Genomic DNA, 24,630 nt, shown 5'->3' on the forward strand with positions numbered 1-24,630 from the left:
AATTGAAATCTGATTCCTCATGAAAATCAGCTATTTTTTGGGCATCTGGAGACAAGGTCTACGCTTTTTTTCATGTTTTTTTGATCAGTCTCCTGGTTTTAAAAGAGTAATAAAAAAAATAGCCGAACTACCTTATTTTAAGGCAGCTCGGCTATCATAAATGACCCGCAGCTTTCCGTCCCCACCTTGCGGCAGGTTTGGCTTTTCTTATTTATTGTCCGTTATTACGTTAATTATACGGGTAAAGAGAAAAGCTAGTCAAGGTCCAAAAGTGACTTCTTTTCCACTGGCACCCCTCCTTCACGGAGATGTCATCCAATAAAATCAGCTGTAATTTTTATCTGGAGTTTGCACAAGAAAACCGTGCGGTTAATAGTACGGTTTGATGGAAGTACTGTGACTCCCATGTATGTATTGCTTGGTCCTTCCAATTTGTTCTTTTGCCGATTATGGGCAAGAATGGAAAAATTGTTGAGGTTTGACAAGGATCTCTCCGTTATTTGGAGGAAAAAAGTAATATGGTTTGACCTAGCATCAAGATTAATTTAAGCTAGGTATTTGATATTCAATGGTATTTTATTTTCTTGTCCTGTCTTAGCTGTATTGCATGTGGTTTTCCCTGTTAAACGAAAACTGGAAAAGGATCAAAAATGAAGCGCCGTCTCCTTGATTTTCTTGTTTGCCCCTCCTGCCTCCCCAAAAATGCTCCGTTTGATGTTACAATTATTCAGGCCGACGACGATGATATAGAAGTCGGCACTCTTGCCTGCACTGCTTGCGGTGCTGTATTTCCCATTCATGATGGTATTGCCCATCTCGACCCTTTCAAGGATCAGTATGGAGCAACGGAGAATAAATATGAACAGCAGGAGGTGGTGTCTTCCTACCTCTGGAGCCATTATAGCGATCTGTTTGACCAGGAATATGCCTCTGAAGCATATGCTTCATGGTCCAGGCAAATAAACCCTGCCGAAGGGATAGGTGTTGATGCAGGCGGAGCTGTTGGCCGTTTTACCTTTGAGTTAAGTACCAAATGCGATTTTGCCATTGGTGTTGATAATTCTGTGGCCTTTGTTCAAACTGCCAGGCAATTGATGAAGGAGAGGTCAATTTCTTTTGCACTCAAAGATGAAGGACTGCTCACCCGCGCTGCGTCTTTTACCCTGCCTGAATCATGGCAAAGCGAAAAGGTAGAATTCATTGTTGGCAATGCCCTTGCCTTGCCACTGCGAAGTGCAAGCATTGCTGCGTACGCTTCGCTCAATCTTATTGATAAGGTGCCTTCACCTCTGCGTCACTTGAGGGAAATGAACAGGGTAACACGTGATACCGATGCCCAGTTTCTCTTATCTGATCCTTTTTCCTGGTCAACTGAGGCAGCACCTGTGGAGGAATGGCTCGGTGGAAAAAAAGAAGGGATGTATGCCGGAAAAGGGTTGGACAATGTTGTTGGAATACTCTCCGCCAGTGATCCTGAAAATCAATTACCCTGGCAGATTATGCACAAAGGCAAGGCTTGGTGGAAGATCAGGACCCACACTAATCATTATGAGCTGATTCAAAGCTGTTATCTCAAAGCTTCAAGATAAACGGAGGTATCATGGAAAAGGATACTGTCTGCCGCTTATGTTCATCGTGTTGTCCGATTACAGTAGATGTGGTTGATGGAAAACTAATTTCGGCCCAACGAAAATCTTTTCTGGATAAGGACAAGCGGCTCGTCTGTCCAAAACTCAAGGCTGCTCCGGATATCGTCTCCTCCCCTACTCGCCTGACCGTTCCTCTTGTCAGAGACTCGGCTACAGGCGATTTTTGCGAGACCTCATGGGAGGAGGCCCTGCGGCTTGTTGCCCAAAAATTCAATTACCACAAGAAACATTCAGGAGCTGAATCCGTGGCCTGGCTGCGCGGAATGGCGGCGGACTGGGGGGCTCCTTGGGACTATCCCAACAGGTTGATGAATCTTTTTGGTTCACCCAACACCATCGGCAATGGGTCTATTTGTTTTGTGGCGCGCGATATGGCGCACTGCTACGTATATGGTTCAATGGCCTTTCCCGAAGCCAAAAACAGTCGCTGTATTATTGTGTGGGGGAAAAATGATGTGAACACCGCCTTGGGTGCAGCCGAGGCCATCTTTTTTGCCAAAGAACAGGGTGCCAAACTCATCGTTATTGACCCTGTGGAAACCACCCTTGCCAAAAAAGCGGATATCTGGCTCCGGATACGACCTGGGCATGACGGTCTGCTGGCCATGGCTATGATTAACGAAATAATAGAAAAGGAGTTATACGATAAAGATTTTGTCAACGCCTATACCACTGGTTTTGAACGTTTAAAAGAGGTAAGCGCCAACTATTCTGCCGATAAAGTAGCGAACCAAATCTGGCTGACGCCTCGACAGATTAGAGAAGTGGCCCATCTCTACGCGACCATAAAACCAGCCTCTATAATTGATGGAAACGGGCTTGATATGCACCGGCACGTGTTTGACACGACCCGGGCTGTAGCTTTTTTACGGCCTCTTACCGGTAATCTTGACACATCCGGCGGTGATGTCCTACCGCAGCCAATACCAGTAAAGGATATGCAACTACGGGACAGACTTCCAGAGGGAGCCTTACCCATTACCTCTGCCTTTCCGCTGTTCAATACATTTAGTCCAACGTGGGGGAACCAGGTCCAAGGATGTATTGTCGATGCCATCCTGGAGGAGAAGCCCTACCCGTTGAAAATGGTGGTGGTCCAATCAGGGAATCCTGTGGTGACCATGGCCGATTCAAAACGAACCAGAGCTGCCTTTGATAAGGTGGATTCGCTTGTGGTTATAGACATGTTCATGACCGAGACCGCAAGAATGGCCGATGTAGTGCTGCCAGCTGCGAGCTGCTTCGAAAAGACACAGCTTAACCGCGCTTCTATCCGCAATAATCCTATCATATTGCAAAATGAAGTCATTCCACCTGTGGGGCAATCATGGCCGGACTGGAAAATTACCTTTGCCCTCGCTCGGGAATTGGGATTTAGCAACGAATTTCCCTGGCAGACTGCCGAAGAAGCCATCGATTATCAACTCGAACCAACAGGGGTTGACGTGCAGTCCATCCGAAACCAGCACAATGCAGTTAGATTGGAAGAACTCCAGTATGAAAAATATCTGCAGCAGCCGTTTAACACCCCAACCGGCAAGGTAGAGTTCTATTCCGAAAGACTTGCCCAAGCAGGTTTAGCTGCTGTACCGTTTGAAGAGGGGAAGATAGAAAATCCGATCAGTTTTTTCGATCAGGCTGACGAGTATCCGCTGCTTGGTATCAGTGGCAGCCGCGATATTCATTTTACCAATTCCCAGTATCGGACTGTCCCGACCCTCCTTGAAAAAAGCAGCAAAGGGAAGGTGGATATTCACCCGCGAGATGCGGCGCTTTTGGGTATTCTATCAGGTGATGTGGTTGAAATTACAACCCCTAAGGGATCGATAGAGATGGAGGCTAAGCTCTCCACCGTTGTGCGGCAGGGATCGGTGCGGATTGCATGGGGTTGGGGGGAATATAGCAAAAGCTGCAATCTTAATACACTTACCGAGGATGATGCACGTGGCCCTGTAACCGGCACATCGACCAGCCGCAGCTTTATGTGCAGGATAAAAAAGGTGTGAGCGCCGGATGTGGGGCAGGAATCTTACGGTGCTATACACCAACGACAATAAAAAAATCCCCTCACACATATGCAGTACCTTTCAGGCTGCTTTTATCTGAGGGGACACGTGGCAAGTAGACCATACCGGCATTCCATATCCCGGCATGTTGCTGCATGGCAGCTATCCTTGTTTAATGGGGAGTTTCGTAACTGTCAAGCAGGCCTTCTCGTTCAAATGTTACAGTAGGTTTCATCGCTTGATACTCATTCATTAGTCGGGCGCAGGCATTCCATCGCAATACAGCCTCCTGGTTGTCTTCCTCGGAGCGGGTCAATGCCTCGTCAAAAGCCTGCATGGCTTTTTCCAGCCAGGAATAGGCCATTTCTTGGGCATTTGGGCCACCGATTCTCAAATGTGCCTTGGCTCTTCGCTCATAGATAACCCCGGAGTAATACGACCGCAAACTATGACCTGCAAGTCTTTCGACCACTTCTTTGGCTTGGGAGAAGGACCGGGTGATTTCGTTTGAAAAATTATCCGTTAAAGCGAGTAACAAGGTTATTAACGCCTGCTCATTGGTAGGCTCTATCTCCAGAATGTCCCTGCAAATGCTCTCTGCTGCCTGTGGTTCATTGAGCAATCTATATCTATGTGCCATCTCTAGAGCTGATGGTACAGCATCAGCAGATATTTTTTTTAGTTCAAGCATTGTTAGTCTCCTTTGATTGTTTTGGACTAATAACTGGGCCTGTAACAAAGAAGGATAAGCAGCTTAAACACGATTGCAATCAATAAATAACGGAAAAACAAATGTAAAAGTCGCGGACGCCGCAGTTCCCACAGATTAATTGCTACTTTTCCTTCGCAACTTGCGGGGTCGTAGACATCCGGCCAAGCGTTTCCAGTTCACGAAAGGGAAAGACTCCTCGTTGCAAATCCTTACAATACACTCGCAGGACATCATTGATTACCGGGAACGCCAACTCATCCCAGGGGATATCATTAGGTTCAAAGAGTTTTACCTCGAGGCTTTCTGTACCTGCGCGGAAATCGGTATTGATCAATTGGGCTCTAAAAATCATATAGATCTGGTTGATAGCGGTGATATTGAGCAAGGCGTAGGGCTGTACATTGTCCAATTCTGCATAGGCCTCTTCCATTGCTTCACGTTGTGCGCCCTGTGAAGCTGTCTCACCGTTTTCCAGATATCCTGCCGGAAGTGTCCAGCTGTTTTTCCGTGGTTCAATCGCTCGACGACAAAAGAGAATTTTTCCATTTACTTCAGGAATGGCTCCCACCACCATTTTGGGGTTTTGATAATGGATAGTACCGCAGTTATCGCACACAAAACGAGGGCGATCGTCCCCAGCAACCATCTGCAGGGTCACTTTCCGGCCGCATCCGGTGCAATAATTCATATATATTCTCCTCTTGGGTAAGTTCGACTAAAAAAGTCCTCAAAAATTGGGTTAACGCCTGTTGCTCCACAGCCCCCAAAGAAAACTTAACAGGGCAAGGCCTAATAATACGGGAGCTACAATCTCTTTTTCATCATTGCCTTCAATTCTCATACCGACTGCAAACAGGACAACAGCTAGCAGCATCCAGGACAGCCGGTTGACCGCTTTTTCCAGCCGCACTAAAACTTTTTTACTTTCCGGAGCAAAAGATGTTTGTATTTTGAGTTTGCCGCGTTGGGCCTGGGTGAGAACGTTCTCCATATTTTTGGGTAGTTTGTAGACAATCCGGCCTAGTGCTACTATTTCTTTTAACCATTGCTGCCAGTTCAGGCCAAGTTCGTTTGCTGCGAGTCTATCGGCAAATGGAATAATTTCCTCCCATGGGTCGAACTCATGATTGAGCTGGGTGGCTACACCGGAAAGAATGGCCATGGCCCGTACGGTAAATAACATGTCCGCCTGGAGCTGAAAGGGGGCAGCATAGATAATATCACGATACTCACGCATTAAAGTGCCGGCCTCGGCCATCACCACTCCTTTCATCTGGCTGACGTTTGCCCCCCAAAACTGGTTCAACAGAGCTTCGTGGGCCTCTTCTAACCTTTTGGTATCAGCACCTGGCAAGAGTGTACCTGCCTTGACGTATGATTGGACAATACGGAAGGCGTCACGTGTTCCCACACCGATAACATATTCGCGAAGGGCCAGGCGGAGTCGTTCTGGAATTTCCGTGACCATTCCAAAATCAACAAAAACAATTTGGAACGAACGGTCTGCATGGTAAGGGACTTCGTCCTGTGGGGTAAACATAGCTTTGCCATTTTCGCGTTCATCTTCTGTGGGCAGAGGTTTGATGAATATATTGCCGGGATGGGGGTCGGCATGCACAAAATGGGTTTCGAAAACCTGGCGTAAGTAAAGGGTGTACAGCTTTTTTGCTATAGCTGCAGGGTTAATACCTGCCGCTGCAATCTTGTCCATTTCGGAAATTTTGATATAACTGACGTTCTCCTGAGTGAGGGTACGCGGTGCACTGTAGTCCCAGTAAACTGAGGGGACATACACTGAGGAGTCATCGGCAAAGTCATCGGCAAATCGTTCCGCATTGTTACCCTCAGTCGTAAAATCAAGTTCTGCCTGTGTTACTGAGGTAAACTCTGTCATGAGCCAATCAAGACAGACACGTTTGCTCACTTGTTTGTATGGTTTGAGCCAACCCAACGCTTTTCGGATGGCTGCCAGGTCGGTTTCAACCAGGATATCTATCCCAGGACGCAGCACTTTAATCACGACTTCAGTCTGATCCTTTCTTAGTCGTGCCCGATGTGCCTGGCCCAGTGATGCCGCCCCCAGTGGTTCAGGTGATATCCAGGCAAACATATCATTTGCCGGTGCACCGAAATCCTCTTCGATTTGAGCAATAATAGCGTCAATATGTTCAGCCGGAATCTCATCGCGAAGCCCTGAGAGTTCGCTGGTTACCTCGCGTGGTAAAATATCTACCCTCACACTGAGAAATTGGCCAAGTTTGATGAGAACACCGCCCATTGCAACAGCCAATTCACGGTAGTTTCGGCTGATCTTTTTCCAACGCTGAGCGGGATCGGTGCGGAGCCATCGCAGCGACGGTCGATTCAACAGGATGTCCCAAAAGAGCAGATGGACAAAGGTCCTGATGAAAAAATTACGTACAATTCGGTACCGTTTCTTATCAATTGCTTGAGGCAGCTCTGTCTCGGCCGAATTGGTTTGGCACAGTTTTTTGTCCAAAAGATATAAGTTCCGCTCGTGTGGTAGTTATGAGGGTGGCATGTGGTGTATGTAGCACCAAAAAAGTACGCTTTTATTGCATTACAGCACATGCAGCCTGTATAGGTTGTTTTCTTTCTCTTGAGCTCGTGTGCACCAATTAATGACACATGATTGTACTATAGGCATCCTCAGTCACTTGAGTAAGGGCTAGTAATACAGAGTATGGTGATGCTGAAAAGGTATGGTCTTTTTGCTTCAGGCTTCCCTTAACAATTACTGTTTTCCCAATCTCTTTTTTTATGGTTAAAATTTAATCAAGGGAAAGAGGTTGTGTACCTGTAAGGATAGGAACATAGATAGCTAGAGCTTGTGTACAAGGCTTGTTTATAAATGGCTCGAAAGGATTTTAAAAAACACCTTCTGTAGAGCTAGAGGACGTGAGACGGCTGCTATAGGGAGAACACGAGGCGTATCTTTACCATATGTGATTTTTTTGATTAAGAGCCCAAAAGTGAGATCATAACACATCTCCGATGAAAAAAGGTTCCGCCTGAATCATTCAGGATGGAACCTTTTTCTCTAGGATATTTCGCAGGTTTTACGGCAATCAACTGCCAGGGGTACAAATGGGGTTCTCGTTACAGCGTATCGACTCGTTTCTGTCGGTAAACCTGGCTTGAGAGGAAATGCATCAGGTTATGGCTTGGCCTTTTTGTTTATTTAACCATTCCTATGCACTATTTTTGCATGCAAGCAGAGATTGTTTCATTTGAAAGGAGACAATTCAAAAACTCTCTTTTGGCCCCCTCAATTAGTAGCAAATCTGTATCTTAACCCTATGCTAACAAGATGTTGTTTGTTTTCAATGTCCAGTTTTCCTGGAAATAAGGAATTATCAACCTCAACATCATCGGTCATGCGAAATGCATATTCGCCATAAATGTCAATAGTGTCTGTACAGCGGTAGGTTGCACCGGCTTTCAGTTGAAATCCAACTTTTGTTTCATCATCATCTATAATTTTAACCCCTGAAGGTTCATATTCCACATCAACCGCCATCACCCCTATACCTGCACCAACGTATGGGTAAAATGACCCTAGTTCAATAAAATCATAGTAAAGGTTCATAAAGATCCCGGTTGATGATATCTTGCCCTGCCCGTCAGAAACGACCTGCCCAACTGTTGCTCCAAGTTGACTGGAGGAACCTGTGAGAACAGCGGCATCTACGCCGTCAATTACGGTTCCGGCCACATTTACGTTTTTATGTGTGTCGACATCTGCACTTGAGTAGGTTAGTTCTATGCCCGATCTTAAGCCACTGTCATACATCAGCCCGCCTTCGCCGGAAAGAGCCCATCCACTATCAAACTCGGTTTCCCAACCATAAGGTGTGCCCGCAGCAATTGGAGTTCCAAAAGGTATAACCGGAGCACCATTACCAGTAGTAAAATCCCCCGTCGTGCCACTGTTATCGCTATCGCTTTGCATAAGATAACTGACTGAGCCGGCAACGTACCATTCGTGTTCGGCATAAACGGTAGAAGCCATGACAAGTGTTAGAGCCATTACAATTACTAAACAAGTTCGCATCACCATCCCTCCTTATACTCGGTAAAAGGTAAAAAAGGCCAATTAACAATGATAGGACAGCCACTTACAAACATAACCATTGACCGGTAACATGAAAAATTCCTAAACTCAATATTTTTTACACTCACATTCAGCAATTGGTTCAATTAACCATATTTTTGTTGAAAAAAATATTTGCACTGAGTGAACTCAAAACTAGTTGCAACGATGAATGCATTTATCAGTGATAGGACTGTTTTGTCGGACACCCTATTGCAGAAGGTATTGTGTTCAAAGTTAATGTAAATGTCACTCCAATGCTTTCAGCAGGAAAACATCTGCGTATAAGGAATAGATGTCCAACATGTAGCAAAAAAATATTCAGGTTGTAAACTGAGGATCACTTAGAAAGGCGAGCAGCAAAGAGAATAATACGTTACATTCTCCCTTTATTAGCTTTCATTGAAAATGTTATTATTTTTCAGGAAAAAAATTTGAACTACCCTGGATAGTTTGTTGATTATATGGAACCAATCGGCATTTCATTACACATTATAAGAGTTGATAAAGATAACATCGATTGCCGTATTTCTAACGATACAGAAGACAACACGTTAAATTTCTTTGTCGCAGATGGCGCTATCACTTTCGCTAAAGAAAATCACCTGGCATTAATTACAAGAAATAACCAACATCAATTGAGAAGAATTATTCGTTCGGCCATCAAGGGCAATATTCATGTTGGACAAACCATCAACTGTGTTTTTATCGAAGGTTTCAAGTTTTTAAAAGAAAGTCACTTTGGTAAATTTATTCGTCTTGATCGGCGTGATGGACGATTAGATATCACAACCAGTGAATCGGGCTTGAGTGAGGTTCACAAAATTTATGCTGATGGCTCATTTAATGGTGAAACTAACCAGTCCGGCTATGGAGGGTTTACAGAATCGCCTGATGGGAGACAGGAACTCTATTCTCAGTCTTTTATGGGAGGTAGCAGCAATTTAATGGAGCTATTAGCCATAACAGAAGGTCTACAGCGGTTATCTTCTCAAAAGAACATTCAAATTAATACCGATAGTCGATTCGTTATTCGGGGGCTGGTTCAATGGGTTCATTTCTGGAGGTACAATAACTGGCAAACAGCTTATGGCCGTGCTGTGAGAAATGCAAATTATTGGCAACAGGCCTGCGATTTATGCGAAGGTAAATGTGTTGAATTCAAGTGGATTAAGGGCCATTCCGGTAATGTAGAACAAGATTTTTGCCATCAATTGGCAAAAATATCTACAACCCGATATAGTCCCAATCGAAAAATTGAATCATGGAAGAGCTGATTTACCCCTGACCCTCTTTGTTCCATCTGGTATTCCCAATGGCAAGGTACATTGTTTAGACAGAGAATGTGCCAAAAGATTAAAGAATTATGTTACGAAGTTTAGTATTGGCGTTACAAATCTTCTACCTTATACTGCATGATATCCCCGTGCTGCACTGCCCTTTAATCTACTCCTCGAAATAGCATAGAGACACGCTCGAGGCCGCAGTCCAGGGCAGGCCTGGATGAGGTCCCTTATGAAATAGTATTTTTATTGATTGCGCAATTCTTTTAGATCCCGGATAATCTTATCCAACTCATGCTGAAGATGACGGCGCTGCTGAGGAATAAAAGTAGTGGAAAGGTCAGCGATTACCTGAGCCAAGTGGCGTCTGTTTTCAGATACAGCCAGACGGTATGTATGCTTATATATTTTTTGGGGGTTGAGCAGGAAATTGCTCATATCATCCTTGAAATTGGCGGAGTGACGTCTGTTCAACAGCGCAATAAATTCTTTCCGCCAGTCATTTCTATAGTTCAACCAGCCGTTGGTAGTGTTTTTTCTTGTTTCGCTCCATAAACGGATTATGGCCGCCTGTTGATCCGTGACGCTGCCAAGCCAGTCATCAACTACCTCATACATTTTCTCTCGCAAAAATTCACGCCGCTGAATGTCACTTTGCTTTCCGTATTTAGTCTCTAATTCCTTGATATCCTCTCTCAGAGCGCCATTAATTTCCTTAAGCTGTTTTTCGCTTAGCTGTGTTGACAACCCTAACAGATACGGCATTGATTCTCTTAGCAGTGATGTCCAGAACGCCTCGGCATTATCAAAGAATTGAAGAACCTGCTGCTGGCTCATGGGAACTGCTTGTGATTCTTTCAAACCAACAATAAAATTTTCATATCTGGACAATTCATTTGTACGATGCCAGTTGAGAAATTGGATTGTGGCATGATCAAAAAACTCTTCCTGTTCATCAGTCAAGCTCAAGTAATCATCCATATAGTATGGGATGATCCAGTCCAAATAATTGTACATAATTCGCATCGAGCAGGCCGACATGAAAAGAAGGACAAAGACAATTAAAAAGGTCAAAAATGGTTGCAAACTTTTGAAAAGCTTCATGAGCGACAAAGCCACTAATTAAGACAGAAACGTCTGTTAATATCCCATCCTATAAGGAAATAAAATTAAACAGCATTTGACCTCCAGTGAACCGAACATACGGGAACAGTGTAACTTTTTGATTTACCTAAACAATTATAGTTCCATTCATTTTCACAAATTTAAATTGTTCAGAATTTTGTTAAAAACGTTTATTAAAAGTTACGCCGAGAAACACACCCGTATCATATGATTCCTTTTCAATGGTTTGCCCATCTTTATCTTCCACTTTCAGCTCTCCCCCTAATTCAACCCCCCCAACAATGCTGAGATTTGCTTTGGGATCAATGGAATAAGTACCGTTTACAAATACAGGGAATGATGAATCCTCACCAACTCCACCGGCAGTCCTGCCGTTTTTATCCAGGCGAAAACGAAGTTTCTCGTAGCGGCCGCCGACGCCGAACCTCCATGTACTGTTTGGTTGGAAATTGAGTGTCAAACCTGGCCCTAGTGTGGCACCAAGCCCCCGGCCGGTATTAAGACTCCACTTATCATTAATTTTCCAATCAATAATGAGAATTGGGATAACGGTTGCAGAATCTTCCAGCTGTGAAATTACCCCTATCCCCGGCCCTAAGGTCAATTTATCATTAAATCGATAGGAAAATCCTCCAAGAACACCTCCGGTTAATGTATCGTCAAACTTGGCTCCACTTTCGCCTGTGGAGCGTATGGACGGTATCATAAAGGCTGTCCAGTTATTATCTATTGCTTTACGCATTGGAACACCAAGGGATATCGTGTGTATATCTTCCCATGGATTCAACGAACCTAAGCCGGCATCGCCGGAAAAATCATAACCGTCGTAGCTGTAACCTATCGAAAAAGAAACATTGCTTTGCGTATCCCAACTGTATCCAGCCCCCGTCTGGATAGTAAATCGAGTAGTATTATAGCTTCCATCTTCATCAAGATCGGTATCAAATTGGTAGACAGCACCACCGCGCGCGAATGATGACCAGCTGCTTGGACCACCTGCATATGGTGGTTGTAAGTTTGTTTCCTGTGCAAAAGGTATGGTGGGGATACCAATACTGATGAACACTAGAAGACTTTTCAGGAATAATGAATGGCTCATTTACGACCTCGATTTGTATGGTGTATGTATGACAAGCCCAGGTTAAATAAATAAAGAATAGGCAGCATATCATGTTAACAATTAATTACCGAAAAAAAATAACTCAGTGTTGTATGTAATGCAACTGGACTAACAATCGTTGTTTAGTATGAAGAAGTAGATAAAAGAGGACCGATAAGGACCCAAATTCAATTTGATTAGTCTGACTGAACTATTCAATATAAACGTATTATACTTTGGTGAGTGCTAGTGGAGAAGATAGATCAACCAATTATTATTTTTGACGGTGTATGTAATCTTTGTGAATATTCTGTAAACTTTATTATCAAGAATGACCGTCAAGGGAAGTTCAAATTTGTTTCTGCACAATCAGAGATAGGAGAGAATCTTCAGCGCCTGAATGGCGTCGATACTCTCCAAGATGGTACGGTCATTCTCCTCAAAGGTGACCAGGTGTATGTTAAGAGCGATGCTGTTATGGAAATAGCGAAGGATCTCGATGGGTTTTGGCGTTTTTTACGTGTATTTAAATTTTTACCAAAGTCAGTCAGAAATTATATGTATTCAGTAATCTCAAAAAACAGATATCAATGGTTCGGCCAAAAAAATGAGTGCCTGCTTCCTGACGAGAATATAAAAAAAAGATTTTTATAACCACAGGGTATTGAGCAACAACAGCAAACAGCCACACGCTTAGCGGCAAAGGCCGTTTGTCTGGAACTTCATTTAATTACCCAGGACGAAACCCGACTCAAATCGGTTCGTCCAGATTTGCAAGAGCCGATGAAAACTTTATTGGTTTAAAATCCGGGTTAGCCGAAGAATTATATGCCAAAGCGAATGGGTCGCAGCATTGGAGTACCCCGGCAGACTTACTCTGAGAGTCTCTTTTTATCTAAATGTCGCATTATCATTTTTTCAGTCTCTACCAGAACAAAAACCGTAAAGGTAAAACCGATCAGACGAATCCAATCTCCAAATGGAATCGCTGCCGTTCCAAAAACATTCTGAAAAAAAGGTGCATAAGTAAAAAAAAGCTGTAGTAATGTTATGCCGGTAACAGCCATTAATATTGCAGGATTACCAAACAATCCCTTGCGAGAGAGCACTGATTCTTTGAGATAACGTGCGTTGAAAAGATAAAAAATTTGAAAGAAGATAAGTGTATTCACCGCTGTTGTGCGTGCCATCTCCAGTGTTTCGCCATGATAACGATCCCAGAGAAACAAGCCAAGGGTGCCCATTACCATTATCGCTGAAATAAAAATTATGCGCCATGAGAGAAACTGATTGAGCAGCGGTTCCTTGGGTGAAAGTGGAGCCCGAGTCATGACATCTCCCTCAGGTGGCTCAAAAGCGAGAGAAAGACCAAGGGTTACCGCGGTAATCATATTTACCCAGAGAATTTGCAGCGGTGTAATTGGCAGGGCAATCCCCATCATCACCGATGCTATAATAATTCCAGCTTGGGCCCCGTTTGTTGGGAGAATAAACGCCAGTGTTTTTCTGATATTATCGTACACGGTGCGGCCTTCTTCCACGGCATGGACAATGGATGCGAAATTGTCATCGGCAAGCACCATTTCCGCGGCCTCTTTGGCAGCCTCGGTCCCATTCATTCCCATGGCCACCCCGACATCAGCACGCTTAAGCGCAGGCGCATCGTTTATACCGTCACCGGTCATGGCTGTAATCTGGCCGTTTGCCTGCAATGCGGTCACCAAGCGGAGCTTGTGTTCCGGACTGACTCTGGCAAAAATGTTGGCCTTTTTGGCTATAAACTCCATCTGATCATCGTCCATGGCTTCAAGTTCCTGTCCGGTAATCGCCTTAGTGGAGACATCAAGGCCTATCTGTTCCCCTATCGATGTAGCAGTCAGAGCGTGATCTCCCGTGATCATTTTCACTTTGATTCCAGCCCCAAGACAGTTTTGTACAGCCGCAACGGCTTCATCCCGCGGTGGATCAATTATACCAAAAAGACCAAGCAAAATCATCCCACTCTTAACGTCCTCTATCGATATGGTTTCTTTGTCATCTATACTAATGGTGGCAACTGCCAGGGTTCGCTGGCCCTGGCTGGCAATCGCCTCTATCTGCTCCTGCCAATAAGTAAGATTGATGGGTTTGTCGCTATCCTTGTGTCGTTCCTTGACGCACATATCAAGGACTCGCTCCGGCGCTCCCTTGAGGTAAACGACGTTTTTACCGCTGGAATCCTGATGCAAGGTAGCCATAAACTTATGTTCGGATTCAAATGGTATAACATCTATTCTGGGCAACGCCTCATTGCATTTCTGTGAATCCAAACCAGCCTTGAGAGCAAGGGTGATGAGTGCTCCGTCGGTCGGATCACCCTGGACACTCCAACTCCCATCTTTTTCAGATATGGAACCATCATTACACTGCAAGCCGGCCCGGGCTAGCTCAAGCAGTAAATGATCCTTCTTTGCTTCCAGCATGTTACCTTCAACATGGAAAGAGCCCACCGGTTGGTAACCCACACCATCAACAGTATATGTACGGTCTGCCCGCAAAATGGTGGTCACTGTCATTTCATTACGAGTGAGTGTCCCTGTTTTATCTGAACAGATAACCGTGACTGAACCAAGGGTTTCAACTGCGGGCAGCCTGCGGATAATGGCTTTTTTACGTGCCATCCGTTGCACCCCCAGAGCCAGGGTAATGGTGATGATTGCAGGCAATCCTTCAGGGATAGCGGCAACAGCAAGGGCTACCCCGGCAAAAAAAAGCTCGGTGAAGGAGTAGTCACGAAGTGCCAGGCCAAAAAATGTGGTGCCTATAGCGAGAATCAGAATTGCTCCTGTCAGCCATTTGCTGAACTCGTCCATGCGCTGTGTTAACCTGGTTTTTAAGGTTTCTACTCCGGCAAGCATGGCACTGACCTTGCCGAGTTCGGTTGACTCTCCCGTTGCCACGACGACTCCACGCCCCTGACCAAAGCTGACCATGGTCCCAGAAAAAGCCATGCAACTGCGATCACCTAGTGCAGCCTCAATGTTCGCCGGCTCAATCGATTTATCCGCAGGTACTGATTCACCAGTGAGCAGAGCCTCTTCAATACGCAAATCTTTTGATTGAAACAGTCGCAGATCCGCCGGAACTTTATCACCCGAGTTAAGGAACACAACATCGCCGGGCACCAGATCCTCAACCTGAATAGAAACTTTCTCACCATCACGGAAAACAATGGCCTCATAGCTGAGAATTTTTCGAATGGCATCAACTGCTTTTTCAGCTTTTCCTTCCTGTATGAAACCGATTACCGCATTAATCAGTACCACACCGATGATGACTATGGCATCAACCCAATCTGCAAGAAGAGCAGTAACCACAGCGGCACACAGCAGAACGTAAATCAGCACATTATTGAACTGATTGAGAAACTGAATGAGTCGACTAGGCCTTGGAGGAGCAGGCAAACGATTCGGACCGTATTGCTGTTTTCTTCCTGTCACCTCATCAGTAGTCAGGCCACGGGTTGAGCTGTCTAAATCTTCCAGGACTTTTTCAGCTGGTAATGCATGCCAGGTTGATAGATTTCCCTCTCTATTATTGCCCATCGATGTCATATGGTTGATACCTTTGCTGAGGTGACTGTGATAAAAAATATTTTTTTAAAATTTGGCACAAATAACGGCCATCACTTGAGTTCACAATGACCAGATGAATAATAGATTCCCGGTATATTATATTATAACTGAATTAGCGTGCTTTTTTTCAATAATAAAAGCTTGTCATTGCTAATTTACAACGAGTTCAAGGCCAGTCCCGTTTAGAGACTTCCTGAGAAATTGCTCTCAACCAATGATCACTGAAAATTAACATTACCACCACGAAGCTAATCAACGTTCCAGCATACTCTAACTTATTTTGCTTTCTGTTATATGAGCCAGCCGTTTTGTGTGAGCACTTAACCTTGCCATTGGTTAGTTAACTTTTTCGCTTAGTGTGCATTTCCGTACAAATCTGGGTGGCACCCTATACAATACTTTTAGCATTTCATGCAACTATCTGCAGAATCGTAAAATGTGCATGCGGATACAAAGATATTGAATACCTCTACCTGAAAATAGTAAGAGCTTTCCCTTTTGACCTTAAACTATCACAAAGAACCACTCTTTCTCTTATCAATGCTGCAAATGTTATTGCAGAATATTGAAAATAACCGCCACCGTATGACCCACTGTTTGAAAAAGCTACGAATCTAATCGACCTGAAAAAAATACCCTATGATTTTAACTTGCTCCGAGCGCAAGCCCTCCTAGGTATGATGAAATATCAAGAAAATAGTATATTGCGCCCTAACCATAGTTTTAATGTATTATTATACTATTTTTAAAAAAGAATAATTATCATAAAGCAACGCCTTTCCTGTGAGTATTTATAATGAGTGAAAGTAACAAGGAACAAACTGAGCTCCAAGATATTGTCGCGCGAGAAGCCAGCAATATAACGTTGGAAGAAATTGAGCAAATAGCGAGAGATGACAGCGAGCGACATGCCGCAGAAAAAAAATATGGCGAAATCCTGTATTCTTCAATCATCTTGACCCTGACCCACAAGAATTATTCGGAACGTGAGGCTGAAAAGCTGTGGCTGGAAATACGACATCATCTTTACGTAATGAGTACAAGATTGGGCAGATACGTGGGTGTTGCAGTGGCTGCTATGGATTATCTTTCTAACATAGTCAACGAATTGAACTCACCGGTGGCTATCTCCGAAAATAAGAGCACGTTTATTGTGGCTACAGCTGTAAAAGATCATTTGACAGGCTTGTTTGTCAGAGACGTTTTTCAGGCGATTCTTGTTAAAGAAATTGAAAAGGTAAAGCGAACCGGGATTGACCTCTGCCTTCTAATGATTGATTTGGATGATTTTAAAAAGGTAAATGATAATCACGGGCATATTGCCGGCGATGAGGTTCTTCGCCAAATTGGCAAAACGCTGTTGTCCCATATACGTGAAATGGATGTTGCTGCACGTTACGGAGGAGAAGAACTAGCGATTATTATGCCGGAGACCTCCATCGAGACCGCGGCCAATGTCGCTGAACGTTTACGAAGCAAGATTGAACTCCTGCAATTTGATTGGGGATCGGTGACGGTGAGTATTGGTGTCAGTCACGCTGACCGTGATGTCAACAGTGCCGAGAAACTTATTAAAGCCGCAGATGAAGCACTCTATGCTGCCAAAGAAGCAGGGAAGAATCGAGTTGTATACACACAATCTTAGCCGCCTAAAAAGGAAACCCCATACAGAGAAAAGCATTGTCACAAAGTAACTACTCACAGGCACCCCACAGAATCTTCCGTTGGTCGCTTATCACGTTGAACGGTTACGATCTCCCGCATAAATGGGCTAACGGAGTCTTCGTTTACATGCGAAAAATAGCGCCTGTCCAAACATGAGCATCTGTGAGCAGTTACATTTTTTATATACAATAAATCAAATAGTTACCAACACAAGGAGGACTCGTAAAGCAGAAAACAACTCTGGCTTTCCATGCAAGTACCTGTGTGCATCTTCTCGACTAATCAATAGTAGCTTTGTATCAAGTTATCCAACTAGATCGCGTAAATTTTCGATTAGCTCCTCTCTCATCTCTGGTCGCTCGAGAGCAAATGCCATATTTGCCACTTGAAATCCGACCTTGTCTCCGCAGTCATACCGTTTCCCTTTAAATTTGTAGCCAAATATAGGCTGCTCGGCAAGAAGCGCAGACATGGCATCTGTAAGCTGGATTTCGTCTCCCGCCCCTTTTTGATGCCGTTCCAGGTGTTTAAAGATACGTGGTGTAAGAATATATCTTCCAATAACCGCAAGGTTTGATGGAGCCTCTTTCGGGCTTGGTTTTTCTATCATATTAACAACCTGAACTGTTCCGCCTATCTCAAGACCCGGATCTATTATTCCATATTTGTGTGTTTCTTCGCTGGGAACTTCCATGGCCGCAACCATTGAAGAGCGTAGTCTGTCAAATTCGTTGATCATTTGGTAAAGGGGAGGAACTTCGCTTTGTAGCAAGTCATCGGCTAACAGCACAGCAAATGGTTCATCACCGACAATATCCCTGGCGCACCATATTGCATGACCTAATCCAAGCGGCTTGCTTTGCCGTGTATAAACAATGTTCAGTGACTCGGGGACGATGGATTGGACTGAGCGCAAGAGAGTATCCTTTTGCTTTTCTTTTAAAATCCTTTCCAACTCCCTATTGGTGTCAAAATGATCTTCAAGGGCACTTTTACCAGATCCGGTAACAAAAATGATTTGTTCAATACCCGAGGCGAGAGCCTCTTCCACTGCATATTGAATCAAAGGCTTATCCACAACAGGCAGCATCTCTTTAGGCATAGCTTTAGTAGCTGGAAGAAATCGAGTACCTAGACCCGCCACAGGAAATACAGCTTTCTTTATTTTCATTATTTTATCCAGGAAGTTGATGGTTTGTAATTATGAGACTGGTTATAATTTTCAGTACTAATTTTTTCTTAGTCCACTCCATCGATTTAGTAAAGCTGAGTATACGGAGGTATCCTGGATGACAGTTCCAGGGACTGATACGATTAACAATGCAAACTCTTGCGCATGTGTAATTATTTTTCCTAAACTCCAATTGTAAGACCGGCCTAAAATAAACACCTACTAAACACATCCCCTGCTCCCACGATATCAACTATGCTTGTTCCTTCAACCGGCAGCGTGGTTTCACTCTCACCGTTGCGGAGATAGATTCTCGAGTCTTGAGTATCATGATGAGGAAAGAGCAATGTTTGCACACACTTTCCAAATTGACATGAAACTTTTTTTGGTCTCTTGCATCCGCTCCACCCATTGCAACAAGTTTTGGAACCAACCCAAAACCTCACAAATATCATGCCACGTTAAACGGTGCGCCACATACTACTTTTGTGCCGGCAGCGAAAATAGAGGACAATATTTTTCTATAAATGATCGTCTGCTTTTCGGCCATACTTTCCTCTAAAAGAGAAAAGAGTCATGCTTGATGGACTCGTAAAAAGTCCATCGCACACTAAAGATGGTTAAGTACAAAAGTTTGATATACAAGGCGCAGTATTTTGCTCGAGGCTTTGACTATATATACGATATGTCAAAGCCTCGGGCGAAACCTGCAACACCGTAGATCGGACTTTTTTCGACGCCATCATGCTTGACAATTCATTGATTACCGATATAGTATTGCTCAATACAGTATTATGCAATACTGTATTGAGCGATACTAATCTGAGGGTTCTTATTCAGGGGCGACCAATGATTCTAACAACGACGCTTCACTACCTCACTGTGGTCTTACTTATAGGCGTTCTTAGTTTTCCTGGCTGGGTGGCAAAAAGCATCTCTATGGCATTTGAAAATCAAGTCGAAGGTTGGATGATACAGATCTTAGCGGCCTGTATACTTTTACTCCTGATACTTGTTCGTAGGCACCGCAAACATATAAAGAATCGAAGAGTTTTCTTCGATAATGAAACAGTCAAAAATCGTCTTAAATTTGACGAGACAAGCAATAGAAAAACGTTTTTCCTGCTGAAATCTTTTTGTTGTACAGTACTTATTTTATGGCTGTTAATGATTCCTGACAATGCTTCAGGAGGATTTTGTATGAGCTCTGTCACCACAAACAGCGCAAATCTCAGGCAGGGGGAGCTACAGAGCAAAGAACTTAGACAAACTGATCTCACTTTACTCAATAAACGGCCTTAACCCGGATTTCTCATCAATAAAGTTTTTCGCAGGGCAAGGCACAAGCCGCGAAGCTGTAGTAAACTACCGCAAGTGGCTTGTAACGTAGATCCTGCGGAAAAATCTATTGACCCAAAGGGGGAACTTTTTGATTTAAAACAAAAAACACACTGCCAATAGCACAGGTTGTATTTTAGTTAATAATATCAATTGTTTGAGTTTGAAATCAAAAAGTTCATGAGAAATTCGGGTTAATTCTGGAATGTTCCAGCTAAGCCTTTCATTCCAGCTCTGTGTCGACCGGACCACTGGAACAATTTATCCGGCTAACCTGAAGCTTACTGGACATGCAACGAGCTGGGACCAAATAAATTTCGCATTTTGCCTGCCTACGCAGCAATTCGGCCGTCAAAGGTTTCTTGTAAGAAAATATCGTTACTTGGCAGAATGACGTAAAGCCACTGTGCGAGGGTTGGAAGACAGAAGATCTTGCAAAATCGATAGCAAAAAGCTACGTTGCTACGAATAGATACCAGGTTTCGATATGGACCCGTTTTTTGTAGAACTCTCTAAAAAAGGGAATACTTCGCGCCATCACCCACCTACCTATAGCCTTTTTCTCATTCTAGTAGAGTTCAAAGCGACAGTACAATACAAAGATAATCATCTGCCCCAAGAGGTATTCCATGGCAATTCCCATCACTGAAATAAAAGGAGTCGGCCCCCTGACTGCAGATAAACTGACCGAACATGGCTACCGTACTGCAGAGGATGTGGCAACAGCTCAGGCTGATGATCTGGCCACAATTTCCGGTTTTGGCTGTGTTCGTGCAAAACTTGTTATTGAGTCGGCCAAAAATTTAACCAGTGAAGTCGTGGAACCACCTGCATCTGAGCAAGCCCCTGAACCAACAGATGATTCCAACCGAGATGTAGAGGTCCAAAAGCAAGAACCCAATCCACCTAAAAAGAAATCAACCAAGAAAAAAGAGAAAAAGGCAAAAAAGAAAAAAAAGGACAAGGCCGATAAAAAGGACAAGAAGGCAAAGAAGGTAAAGAAGGCAAAGAAAAAAAAATAAGCTTTTTTTAGAGCCGTGCAGCATCTGCTTGGTGAAGACAGTTGCTGCCAACTGTAATGGCTCGGATTCAACCTGACATTTTTTTCAATGCTGGTGGTCCACTTTATTAGCTTCTGGTCCGATTTCACAGACCTACTTACCGTGGCTATGAACTGCACAGGGATTGGTACCGAAAATCAGGCCAAATCGATAAGCGTCTATCCATTTGATCGAGCTGCAATAGTTCTGTTTCTGTACATACTTTAGGGCGCTTTGAAAAATCAGATTTTTCAAAGCACCCTAATCGTTACTTCCCCTTTTTGGGTTTCTCCAAATAGTCGACGCCTTCCTCGTATAATTCCTTGAGTTTGCCCTCTATTTTTTCACATAGAGTCTTGAGCACTTTGATACGGGCAAAATATTTACTGTTTGCCTCTACCAGTGTCCAGGGAGCATAATTAGTACTGGTTCGATCGACCATATCACAAACGGCCACTTCATATTGCTCCCACTTGTCCCGATTACGCCAATCTTCATCGGTAATCTTAAAACGCTTGAAACCCGTCTGCTCCCTGTCATGAAATCTTTGTAACTGCTCATCTTCGGTGATGGCCAACCAGAACTTGACCACCACGATATGGTGGCGGGCAAGCTGTGCTTCAAACTCGTTGATTTCACCGTAGGCCCTCAACCAGTTGTCTTCTGTACAGAATTGTTCCACACGTTCCACCAGTACGCGGCCATACCAGGATCGATCAAATATAGTTACCCGACCTTTTCGGGGCAGGTGTCGCCAGAACCTCCACAGATACGGTTGAGCCCGTTCCTCCTCAGTTGGTGCGGCAATTGGAATAACTTGATACCAGCGAGCATCAAGTGCCCCTGTAATACGACGTATTGCCCCTCCCTTCCCTGCTGCGTCATTGCCTTCAAATACAGCAAGTACGGAGGTGTATTTAAACTTTGGGTCCCTTGTCAATCGGTTCAGTTTTCCCTGATATTTTTTTAATTGCGCCCTGTACTCCTCCTTGCTCAGGGATTGCGTCATATCCAATGTCTTCAATAAGTGCAAATTATCTATAGACGGCATAATAGGCGGAGCGAGGATTTTCCGGGAAGGGAGGGCCTGCTGGTCTAAACGTTCGCGAATTGCACTAAGGACTAACTTACCTACGGTCACGTTCCGGTAGCGGGCATCTTCTCCTTCAATGATCAGCCATGGAGCTTCAGCAGTTGAGGTGTGACGAATAACCTTTTCATGCACCGCACGAAACCTATCGTACATTTTGAAATGCTTCTTATCTCGTTTGGTGACTTTCCAACGAGTAAAAGGATTTTTTTCTAGCGATTTCAGCCTCTTTTTCTGTTTTTCCTTGGAAAGATGAAACCAGAATTTTATCAGCAGAGCCCCCTCATCCACCAACATTTTTTCCAAACTTCTTGCCCTATCCAGGCTCTGCTCCAGATCGGCATCCTTGGTTCTGCCATAAGCTCTGTTCAGCATCGGCCACGTGTACCACGATCCCAGGAAAACCCCGATGTTACCTTTTGGCGGCAAAGCTCTCCAAAACCTCCACATCATTGGTCGATCCAGTTCTTCATCGGTTGGTTCGCCCATACCATGGGTTTGAATATGCCGGGGGTCCATCCACTCATTTAATAGATTTACAGTGGCTCCGCGTCCCGCACCGTCCAACCCGCCGACCAGGATAATCACCTGAAAAGCGGCCGACTCTGTCAACTCCATCTGAACGTTGAGGAGTTCTTCTCGTAGGACAGGTACTTCTTTTTTGTATTCAGATTTTTTTATTTTATGCCCCAACTCTGCAGATTCAAACATACCCTTACTCCTATATAGATGTTGGCAGAACCTCATTCCGTTTCCTTGGCCACATGGCACCTTCGCTCGAATATACTATATACATTTTCCCATCCCGCGGTGTCCCTTCAGTCCATTTACAGGGTATAGTATTGCGGATATGAACGGATCAGCATTCCAAATGGCGACCACAACGATGGATAAAAACCTTCCGATTCGAAAATACCTTTCAATACCATTGAGTCGTTGCGAGCTACAAAGAAATAGCACTGCCGCCAAGATCTAACCCCATTCTATCAAAAAGCTGCATGGAGGATGCAGAATCATGAAACCAGGGAAAATTATCACATCGCACTGTGTAGAGATCTAAGCTATTTTCTCTTGATACTTGCAAGTTAAGGTATATATACTTCTTAGTAATCCGGCGTTGACTTTACAAGTAAGAATAGAATACAAGAGGAAAGAACCTACCATATTGGCCTTGTCTCTATGCGGATACAAATTCTACAGCTGCGAGGTGCCTATGTATGTCAAAGTGATCAGCAGGCGGTTGTTCAGGATATCAAAGAAGGAAAAACTTATTCCACTTCTTCAGAGTCTTAGAAAAAGCGCTGAAAAGGAAAAAGGTTTCATTTCACGATCAACTTACTCAAGTATGAACGACCCAGGAGAATATATTGTTATCAGTGAATGGGAAACGGCTGATGATTGGATAAGATGGATAAACAAAAAGAAGGTTCAACAACTTCAGTGGGATATTGATTCAATATTGGGTGAAAAAACGTTGTTCGATGTATACCTACCCGAGGATTTTTAACTTTATTCCCAAAATAATATGACCATATATTTTCATATCTCGGCCTCAAGTTACCGTGCTGTTGCCCGAAAAGCATAGGAACCGGAGAGCATGTTATATGGAGTGCAAAAGCCTCTGCCTTGCTGTAGGTAATGGCGATCATGGGGACCTAATGGAACATATGTCTCAGCAGAGGTGTTCATTGGTGCACCTACGCTATCACGTGACGTGGAGTGAATTTGTGTTGTTTAGTAGTCCCGGCTAAACATGAGAGGTTTTCCGGATAGGGTTTGTGGTATCCCACTCTTGTGCCTGCATTTCTTTCTTTTGTGGAGCCCCTTGGTTGTATGGATGTCTTTTTTCGGCGATTCCGGCTGTATCAGACTCCTTCTGTGGCTTTCCGCCGGTCGGCAGTGGCCTTCTTAGCAATAACGAGCCAAGAGGTTAAAACAATCCCGGAATACATAAGCATGCCACTCAACAAGATGCCGACAAAGCTTATTGCTAAAAGTCGCCTGCTGTCGATAATTTTATGGAGGCGGGTAAAAGCATACGACCCCGACATAATTGCAAGGGCATTAAAAGCAAAGAAGTAACCAAACTTCTGCTCCGATGTCCCAAATGTGTTGATGTAAATGTCTGCTGCCGAACCAATGAAGGAAAAATGCGGGAGAACAATAATAAAAAAAAGTACAACCATACCCAGATATTTTTTGTTGTGTAAAAGCTGTAGTATCGGTTCTGGAAATGACATCCCATATGGTGCTACCATGATAACCTATGGCATATTTCAGCTATTTTGGAGAAAAATATGAAAAAAGTAACAGTTAATATTGCAGTGGAACTTGAGTTGCCAGATGATTGTGACGTTATTCAGCACAAAGACGGAATTGACGCCTTAAAATATAAAGATAAATTTTGCACCTTCTCTACTTTTTGCATGACGACTGCCTCGAATCAAGCAGGGGTTAAATGGATAGGCGACCAGCAAGTTGATAGTGAAATTATTGAATATGTTACTAGCGAACAGGCAGCTATCAGACTTGTCGAGTAATTTTTTCGTATGAAAACCGGCAAGAATGCACAATAAATTGCCGCCCCCTGAAAAAAAAATCATGACTTTTTCAAAAAAGAAGCCGTAATTGAGACAAAAAAGAAACCAAGAAATTCCTAGAACATGGTCAGAAGGTTGTTTCTGCCCCTTCTGACCTGGGTTAACTCACCCCAGCCCTCTATCC

At 43.9% G+C, this 24,630-nt stretch carries 19 protein-coding genes and 1 riboswitch; of the genes, 9 read left to right on the forward strand and 10 right to left on the reverse strand.

Annotated elements, in window-relative coordinates; all coding sequences use genetic code 11:
* Window positions 1-138: 138 nt before the first annotated feature.
* Window positions 139-212: riboswitch (cyclic di-GMP riboswitch) on the reverse strand.
* A 438-nt stretch (window positions 213-650) separates the two neighbouring features.
* Together JWH17_RS07050 and JWH17_RS07055 are read left to right on the forward strand one after the other, a co-directional pair.
* A complete protein-coding gene (locus JWH17_RS07050; protein WP_205221890.1) occupies window positions 651-1,589 on the forward strand; it encodes a class I SAM-dependent methyltransferase in 939 nt (312 codons plus the stop codon).
* A gap of 11 nt (window positions 1,590-1,600) precedes the next feature.
* Window positions 1,601-3,655, forward strand: a complete 2,055-nt coding sequence (locus JWH17_RS07055) for a molybdopterin-containing oxidoreductase family protein (RefSeq protein ID WP_205221891.1) — start codon at window positions 1,601-1,603, stop codon at window positions 3,653-3,655.
* Between the two features lie 172 nt (window positions 3,656-3,827).
* Here the strand turns inward: JWH17_RS07055 and JWH17_RS07060 are convergent, their stop codons facing one another.
* From JWH17_RS07060 to JWH17_RS07075, 4 genes are all read right to left on the reverse strand, one after another.
* A complete protein-coding gene (locus JWH17_RS07060) occupies window positions 3,828-4,346 on the reverse strand; it encodes a hypothetical protein (protein ID WP_205221892.1) in 519 nt (172 codons plus the stop codon).
* A gap of 142 nt (window positions 4,347-4,488) precedes the next feature.
* A complete protein-coding gene (locus JWH17_RS07065; protein WP_232370961.1) occupies window positions 4,489-5,055 on the reverse strand; it encodes an NUDIX hydrolase in 567 nt (188 codons plus the stop codon).
* A gap of 51 nt (window positions 5,056-5,106) precedes the next feature.
* Window positions 5,107-6,867, reverse strand: a complete 1,761-nt coding sequence (locus tag JWH17_RS07070; protein ID WP_205221893.1) for an ABC1 kinase family protein — start codon at window positions 6,865-6,867, stop codon at window positions 5,107-5,109.
* 789 nt (window positions 6,868-7,656) lie between these two features.
* On the reverse strand, window positions 7,657-8,442 hold the full coding sequence (locus JWH17_RS07075; RefSeq protein ID WP_205221894.1) for an outer membrane beta-barrel protein: 786 nt from the start codon (window positions 8,440-8,442) through the stop codon (window positions 7,657-7,659).
* Between the two features lie 503 nt (window positions 8,443-8,945).
* On the opposite strand from JWH17_RS07075, the gene JWH17_RS07080 reads away from it, so the two are divergent.
* Window positions 8,946-9,758: a ribonuclease H family protein gene (locus JWH17_RS07080; RefSeq protein WP_205221895.1), complete on the forward strand. Its 813-nt coding sequence runs from the start codon at window positions 8,946-8,948 to the stop codon at window positions 9,756-9,758.
* 252 nt (window positions 9,759-10,010) lie between these two features.
* Here JWH17_RS07080 and JWH17_RS07085 read toward each other — a convergent pair whose 3' ends face one another.
* Entirely contained in the window at window positions 10,011-10,781 is a 771-nt protein-coding gene (locus JWH17_RS07085) for a DUF6279 family lipoprotein (RefSeq protein WP_205221896.1), read from the reverse strand.
* Between the two features lie 268 nt (window positions 10,782-11,049).
* Window positions 11,050-11,988 carry a DUF6268 family outer membrane beta-barrel protein gene (locus tag JWH17_RS07090; RefSeq protein WP_205221897.1) on the reverse strand — a complete coding sequence of 313 codons (939 nt, stop codon included), beginning with the start codon at window positions 11,986-11,988 and terminating at the stop codon, window positions 11,050-11,052.
* A gap of 249 nt (window positions 11,989-12,237) precedes the next feature.
* On the opposite strand from JWH17_RS07090, the gene JWH17_RS07095 reads away from it, so the two are divergent.
* On the forward strand, window positions 12,238-12,642 hold the full coding sequence (locus tag JWH17_RS07095) for a thiol-disulfide oxidoreductase DCC family protein (RefSeq protein WP_205221898.1): 405 nt from the start codon (window positions 12,238-12,240) through the stop codon (window positions 12,640-12,642).
* 218 nt (window positions 12,643-12,860) lie between these two features.
* Here JWH17_RS07095 and JWH17_RS07100 read toward each other — a convergent pair whose 3' ends face one another.
* Window positions 12,861-15,581, reverse strand: coding sequence for a cation-transporting P-type ATPase (locus tag JWH17_RS07100; protein WP_232370962.1), 2,721 nt, complete (start codon window positions 15,579-15,581; stop codon window positions 12,861-12,863).
* 817 nt (window positions 15,582-16,398) lie between these two features.
* Here JWH17_RS07100 and JWH17_RS07105 point away from each other — a divergent pair.
* Complete coding sequence (locus tag JWH17_RS07105) at window positions 16,399-17,247, forward strand: GGDEF domain-containing protein (RefSeq protein ID WP_205221899.1); 849 nt, start codon at window positions 16,399-16,401, stop codon at window positions 17,245-17,247.
* Window positions 17,248-17,571: 324 nt separating this feature from the next.
* Here JWH17_RS07105 and galU read toward each other — a convergent pair whose 3' ends face one another.
* Window positions 17,572-18,438, reverse strand: coding sequence for a UTP--glucose-1-phosphate uridylyltransferase GalU (galU, locus tag JWH17_RS07110; protein WP_205221900.1), 867 nt, complete (start codon window positions 18,436-18,438; stop codon window positions 17,572-17,574).
* Window positions 18,439-19,182: 744 nt separating this feature from the next.
* Between galU and JWH17_RS07115 the strand changes: the two genes are divergently transcribed.
* Entirely contained in the window at window positions 19,183-19,740 is a 558-nt protein-coding gene (locus JWH17_RS07115; RefSeq protein WP_205221901.1) for a hypothetical protein, read from the forward strand.
* 665 nt (window positions 19,741-20,405) lie between these two features.
* Window positions 20,406-20,798 (forward strand): helix-hairpin-helix domain-containing protein, encoded by a 393-nt coding sequence (locus tag JWH17_RS07120; RefSeq protein WP_205221902.1) that lies wholly within the window; start codon window positions 20,406-20,408, stop codon window positions 20,796-20,798.
* A 286-nt stretch (window positions 20,799-21,084) separates the two neighbouring features.
* On the opposite strand, the gene pap is transcribed toward JWH17_RS07120, so the two are convergent.
* Complete coding sequence (gene pap, locus JWH17_RS07125) at window positions 21,085-22,617, reverse strand: polyphosphate:AMP phosphotransferase (RefSeq protein ID WP_205221903.1); 1,533 nt, start codon at window positions 22,615-22,617, stop codon at window positions 21,085-21,087.
* Between the two features lie 406 nt (window positions 22,618-23,023).
* On the opposite strand from pap, the gene JWH17_RS07130 reads away from it, so the two are divergent.
* Complete coding sequence (locus JWH17_RS07130; RefSeq protein ID WP_205221904.1) at window positions 23,024-23,413, forward strand: antibiotic biosynthesis monooxygenase family protein; 390 nt, start codon at window positions 23,024-23,026, stop codon at window positions 23,411-23,413.
* A 358-nt stretch (window positions 23,414-23,771) separates the two neighbouring features.
* Here the strand turns inward: JWH17_RS07130 and JWH17_RS07135 are convergent, their stop codons facing one another.
* Window positions 23,772-24,164 carry an MFS transporter gene (locus JWH17_RS07135; RefSeq protein WP_205221905.1) on the reverse strand — a complete coding sequence of 131 codons (393 nt, stop codon included), beginning with the start codon at window positions 24,162-24,164 and terminating at the stop codon, window positions 23,772-23,774.
* 39 nt (window positions 24,165-24,203) lie between these two features.
* On the opposite strand from JWH17_RS07135, the gene JWH17_RS07140 reads away from it, so the two are divergent.
* Window positions 24,204-24,446, forward strand: a complete 243-nt coding sequence (locus JWH17_RS07140) for a hypothetical protein (RefSeq protein WP_205221906.1) — start codon at window positions 24,204-24,206, stop codon at window positions 24,444-24,446.
* The last annotated feature ends 184 nt before the right edge of the window (window positions 24,447-24,630 follow it).

This window comes from Desulfogranum marinum, from assembly GCF_016918565.1.
In the GTDB taxonomy this organism is placed as follows: Bacteria; Desulfobacterota; Desulfobulbia; order Desulfobulbales; family Desulfobulbaceae; genus Desulfogranum; species Desulfogranum marinum.

What these genes read in the sequence shown, in the direction of transcription:
- JWH17_RS07050 (WP_205221890.1), top strand. Translation starts at nt 651, where the DNA reads ATGAAGCGCCGTCTCCTTGATTTTCTTGTTTGCCCCTCCTGCCTCCCC.
- JWH17_RS07055 (WP_205221891.1), top strand. Translation starts at nt 1,601, where the DNA reads ATGGAAAAGGATACTGTCTGCCGCTTATGTTCATCGTGTTGTCCGATT.
- JWH17_RS07060 (WP_205221892.1), bottom strand. Translation starts at nt 4,346, where the DNA reads ATGCTTGAACTAAAAAAAATATCTGCTGATGCTGTACCATCAGCTCTA.
- JWH17_RS07065 (WP_232370961.1), bottom strand. Translation starts at nt 5,055, where the DNA reads ATGAATTATTGCACCGGATGCGGCCGGAAAGTGACCCTGCAGATGGTT.
- JWH17_RS07075 (WP_205221894.1), bottom strand. Translation starts at nt 8,442, where the DNA reads ATGCGAACTTGTTTAGTAATTGTAATGGCTCTAACACTTGTCATGGCT.
- JWH17_RS07080 (WP_205221895.1), top strand. Translation starts at nt 8,946, where the DNA reads ATGGAACCAATCGGCATTTCATTACACATTATAAGAGTTGATAAAGAT.
- JWH17_RS07085 (WP_205221896.1), bottom strand. Translation starts at nt 10,781, where the DNA reads ATGTACAATTATTTGGACTGGATCATCCCATACTATATGGATGATTAC.
- JWH17_RS07090 (WP_205221897.1), bottom strand. Translation starts at nt 11,988, where the DNA reads ATGAGCCATTCATTATTCCTGAAAAGTCTTCTAGTGTTCATCAGTATT.
- JWH17_RS07100 (WP_232370962.1), bottom strand. Translation starts at nt 15,581, where the DNA reads ATGACATCGATGGGCAATAATAGAGAGGGAAATCTATCAACCTGGCAT.
- JWH17_RS07105 (WP_205221899.1), top strand. Translation starts at nt 16,399, where the DNA reads ATGAGTGAAAGTAACAAGGAACAAACTGAGCTCCAAGATATTGTCGCG.
- galU (WP_205221900.1), bottom strand. Translation starts at nt 18,438, where the DNA reads ATGAAAATAAAGAAAGCTGTATTTCCTGTGGCGGGTCTAGGTACTCGA.
- JWH17_RS07115 (WP_205221901.1), top strand. Translation starts at nt 19,183, where the DNA reads ATGCTTGACAATTCATTGATTACCGATATAGTATTGCTCAATACAGTA.
- JWH17_RS07120 (WP_205221902.1), top strand. Translation starts at nt 20,406, where the DNA reads ATGGCAATTCCCATCACTGAAATAAAAGGAGTCGGCCCCCTGACTGCA.
- pap (WP_205221903.1), bottom strand. Translation starts at nt 22,617, where the DNA reads ATGTTTGAATCTGCAGAGTTGGGGCATAAAATAAAAAAATCTGAATAC.
- JWH17_RS07135 (WP_205221905.1), bottom strand. Translation starts at nt 24,164, where the DNA reads ATGGTAGCACCATATGGGATGTCATTTCCAGAACCGATACTACAGCTT.
- JWH17_RS07140 (WP_205221906.1), top strand. Translation starts at nt 24,204, where the DNA reads ATGAAAAAAGTAACAGTTAATATTGCAGTGGAACTTGAGTTGCCAGAT.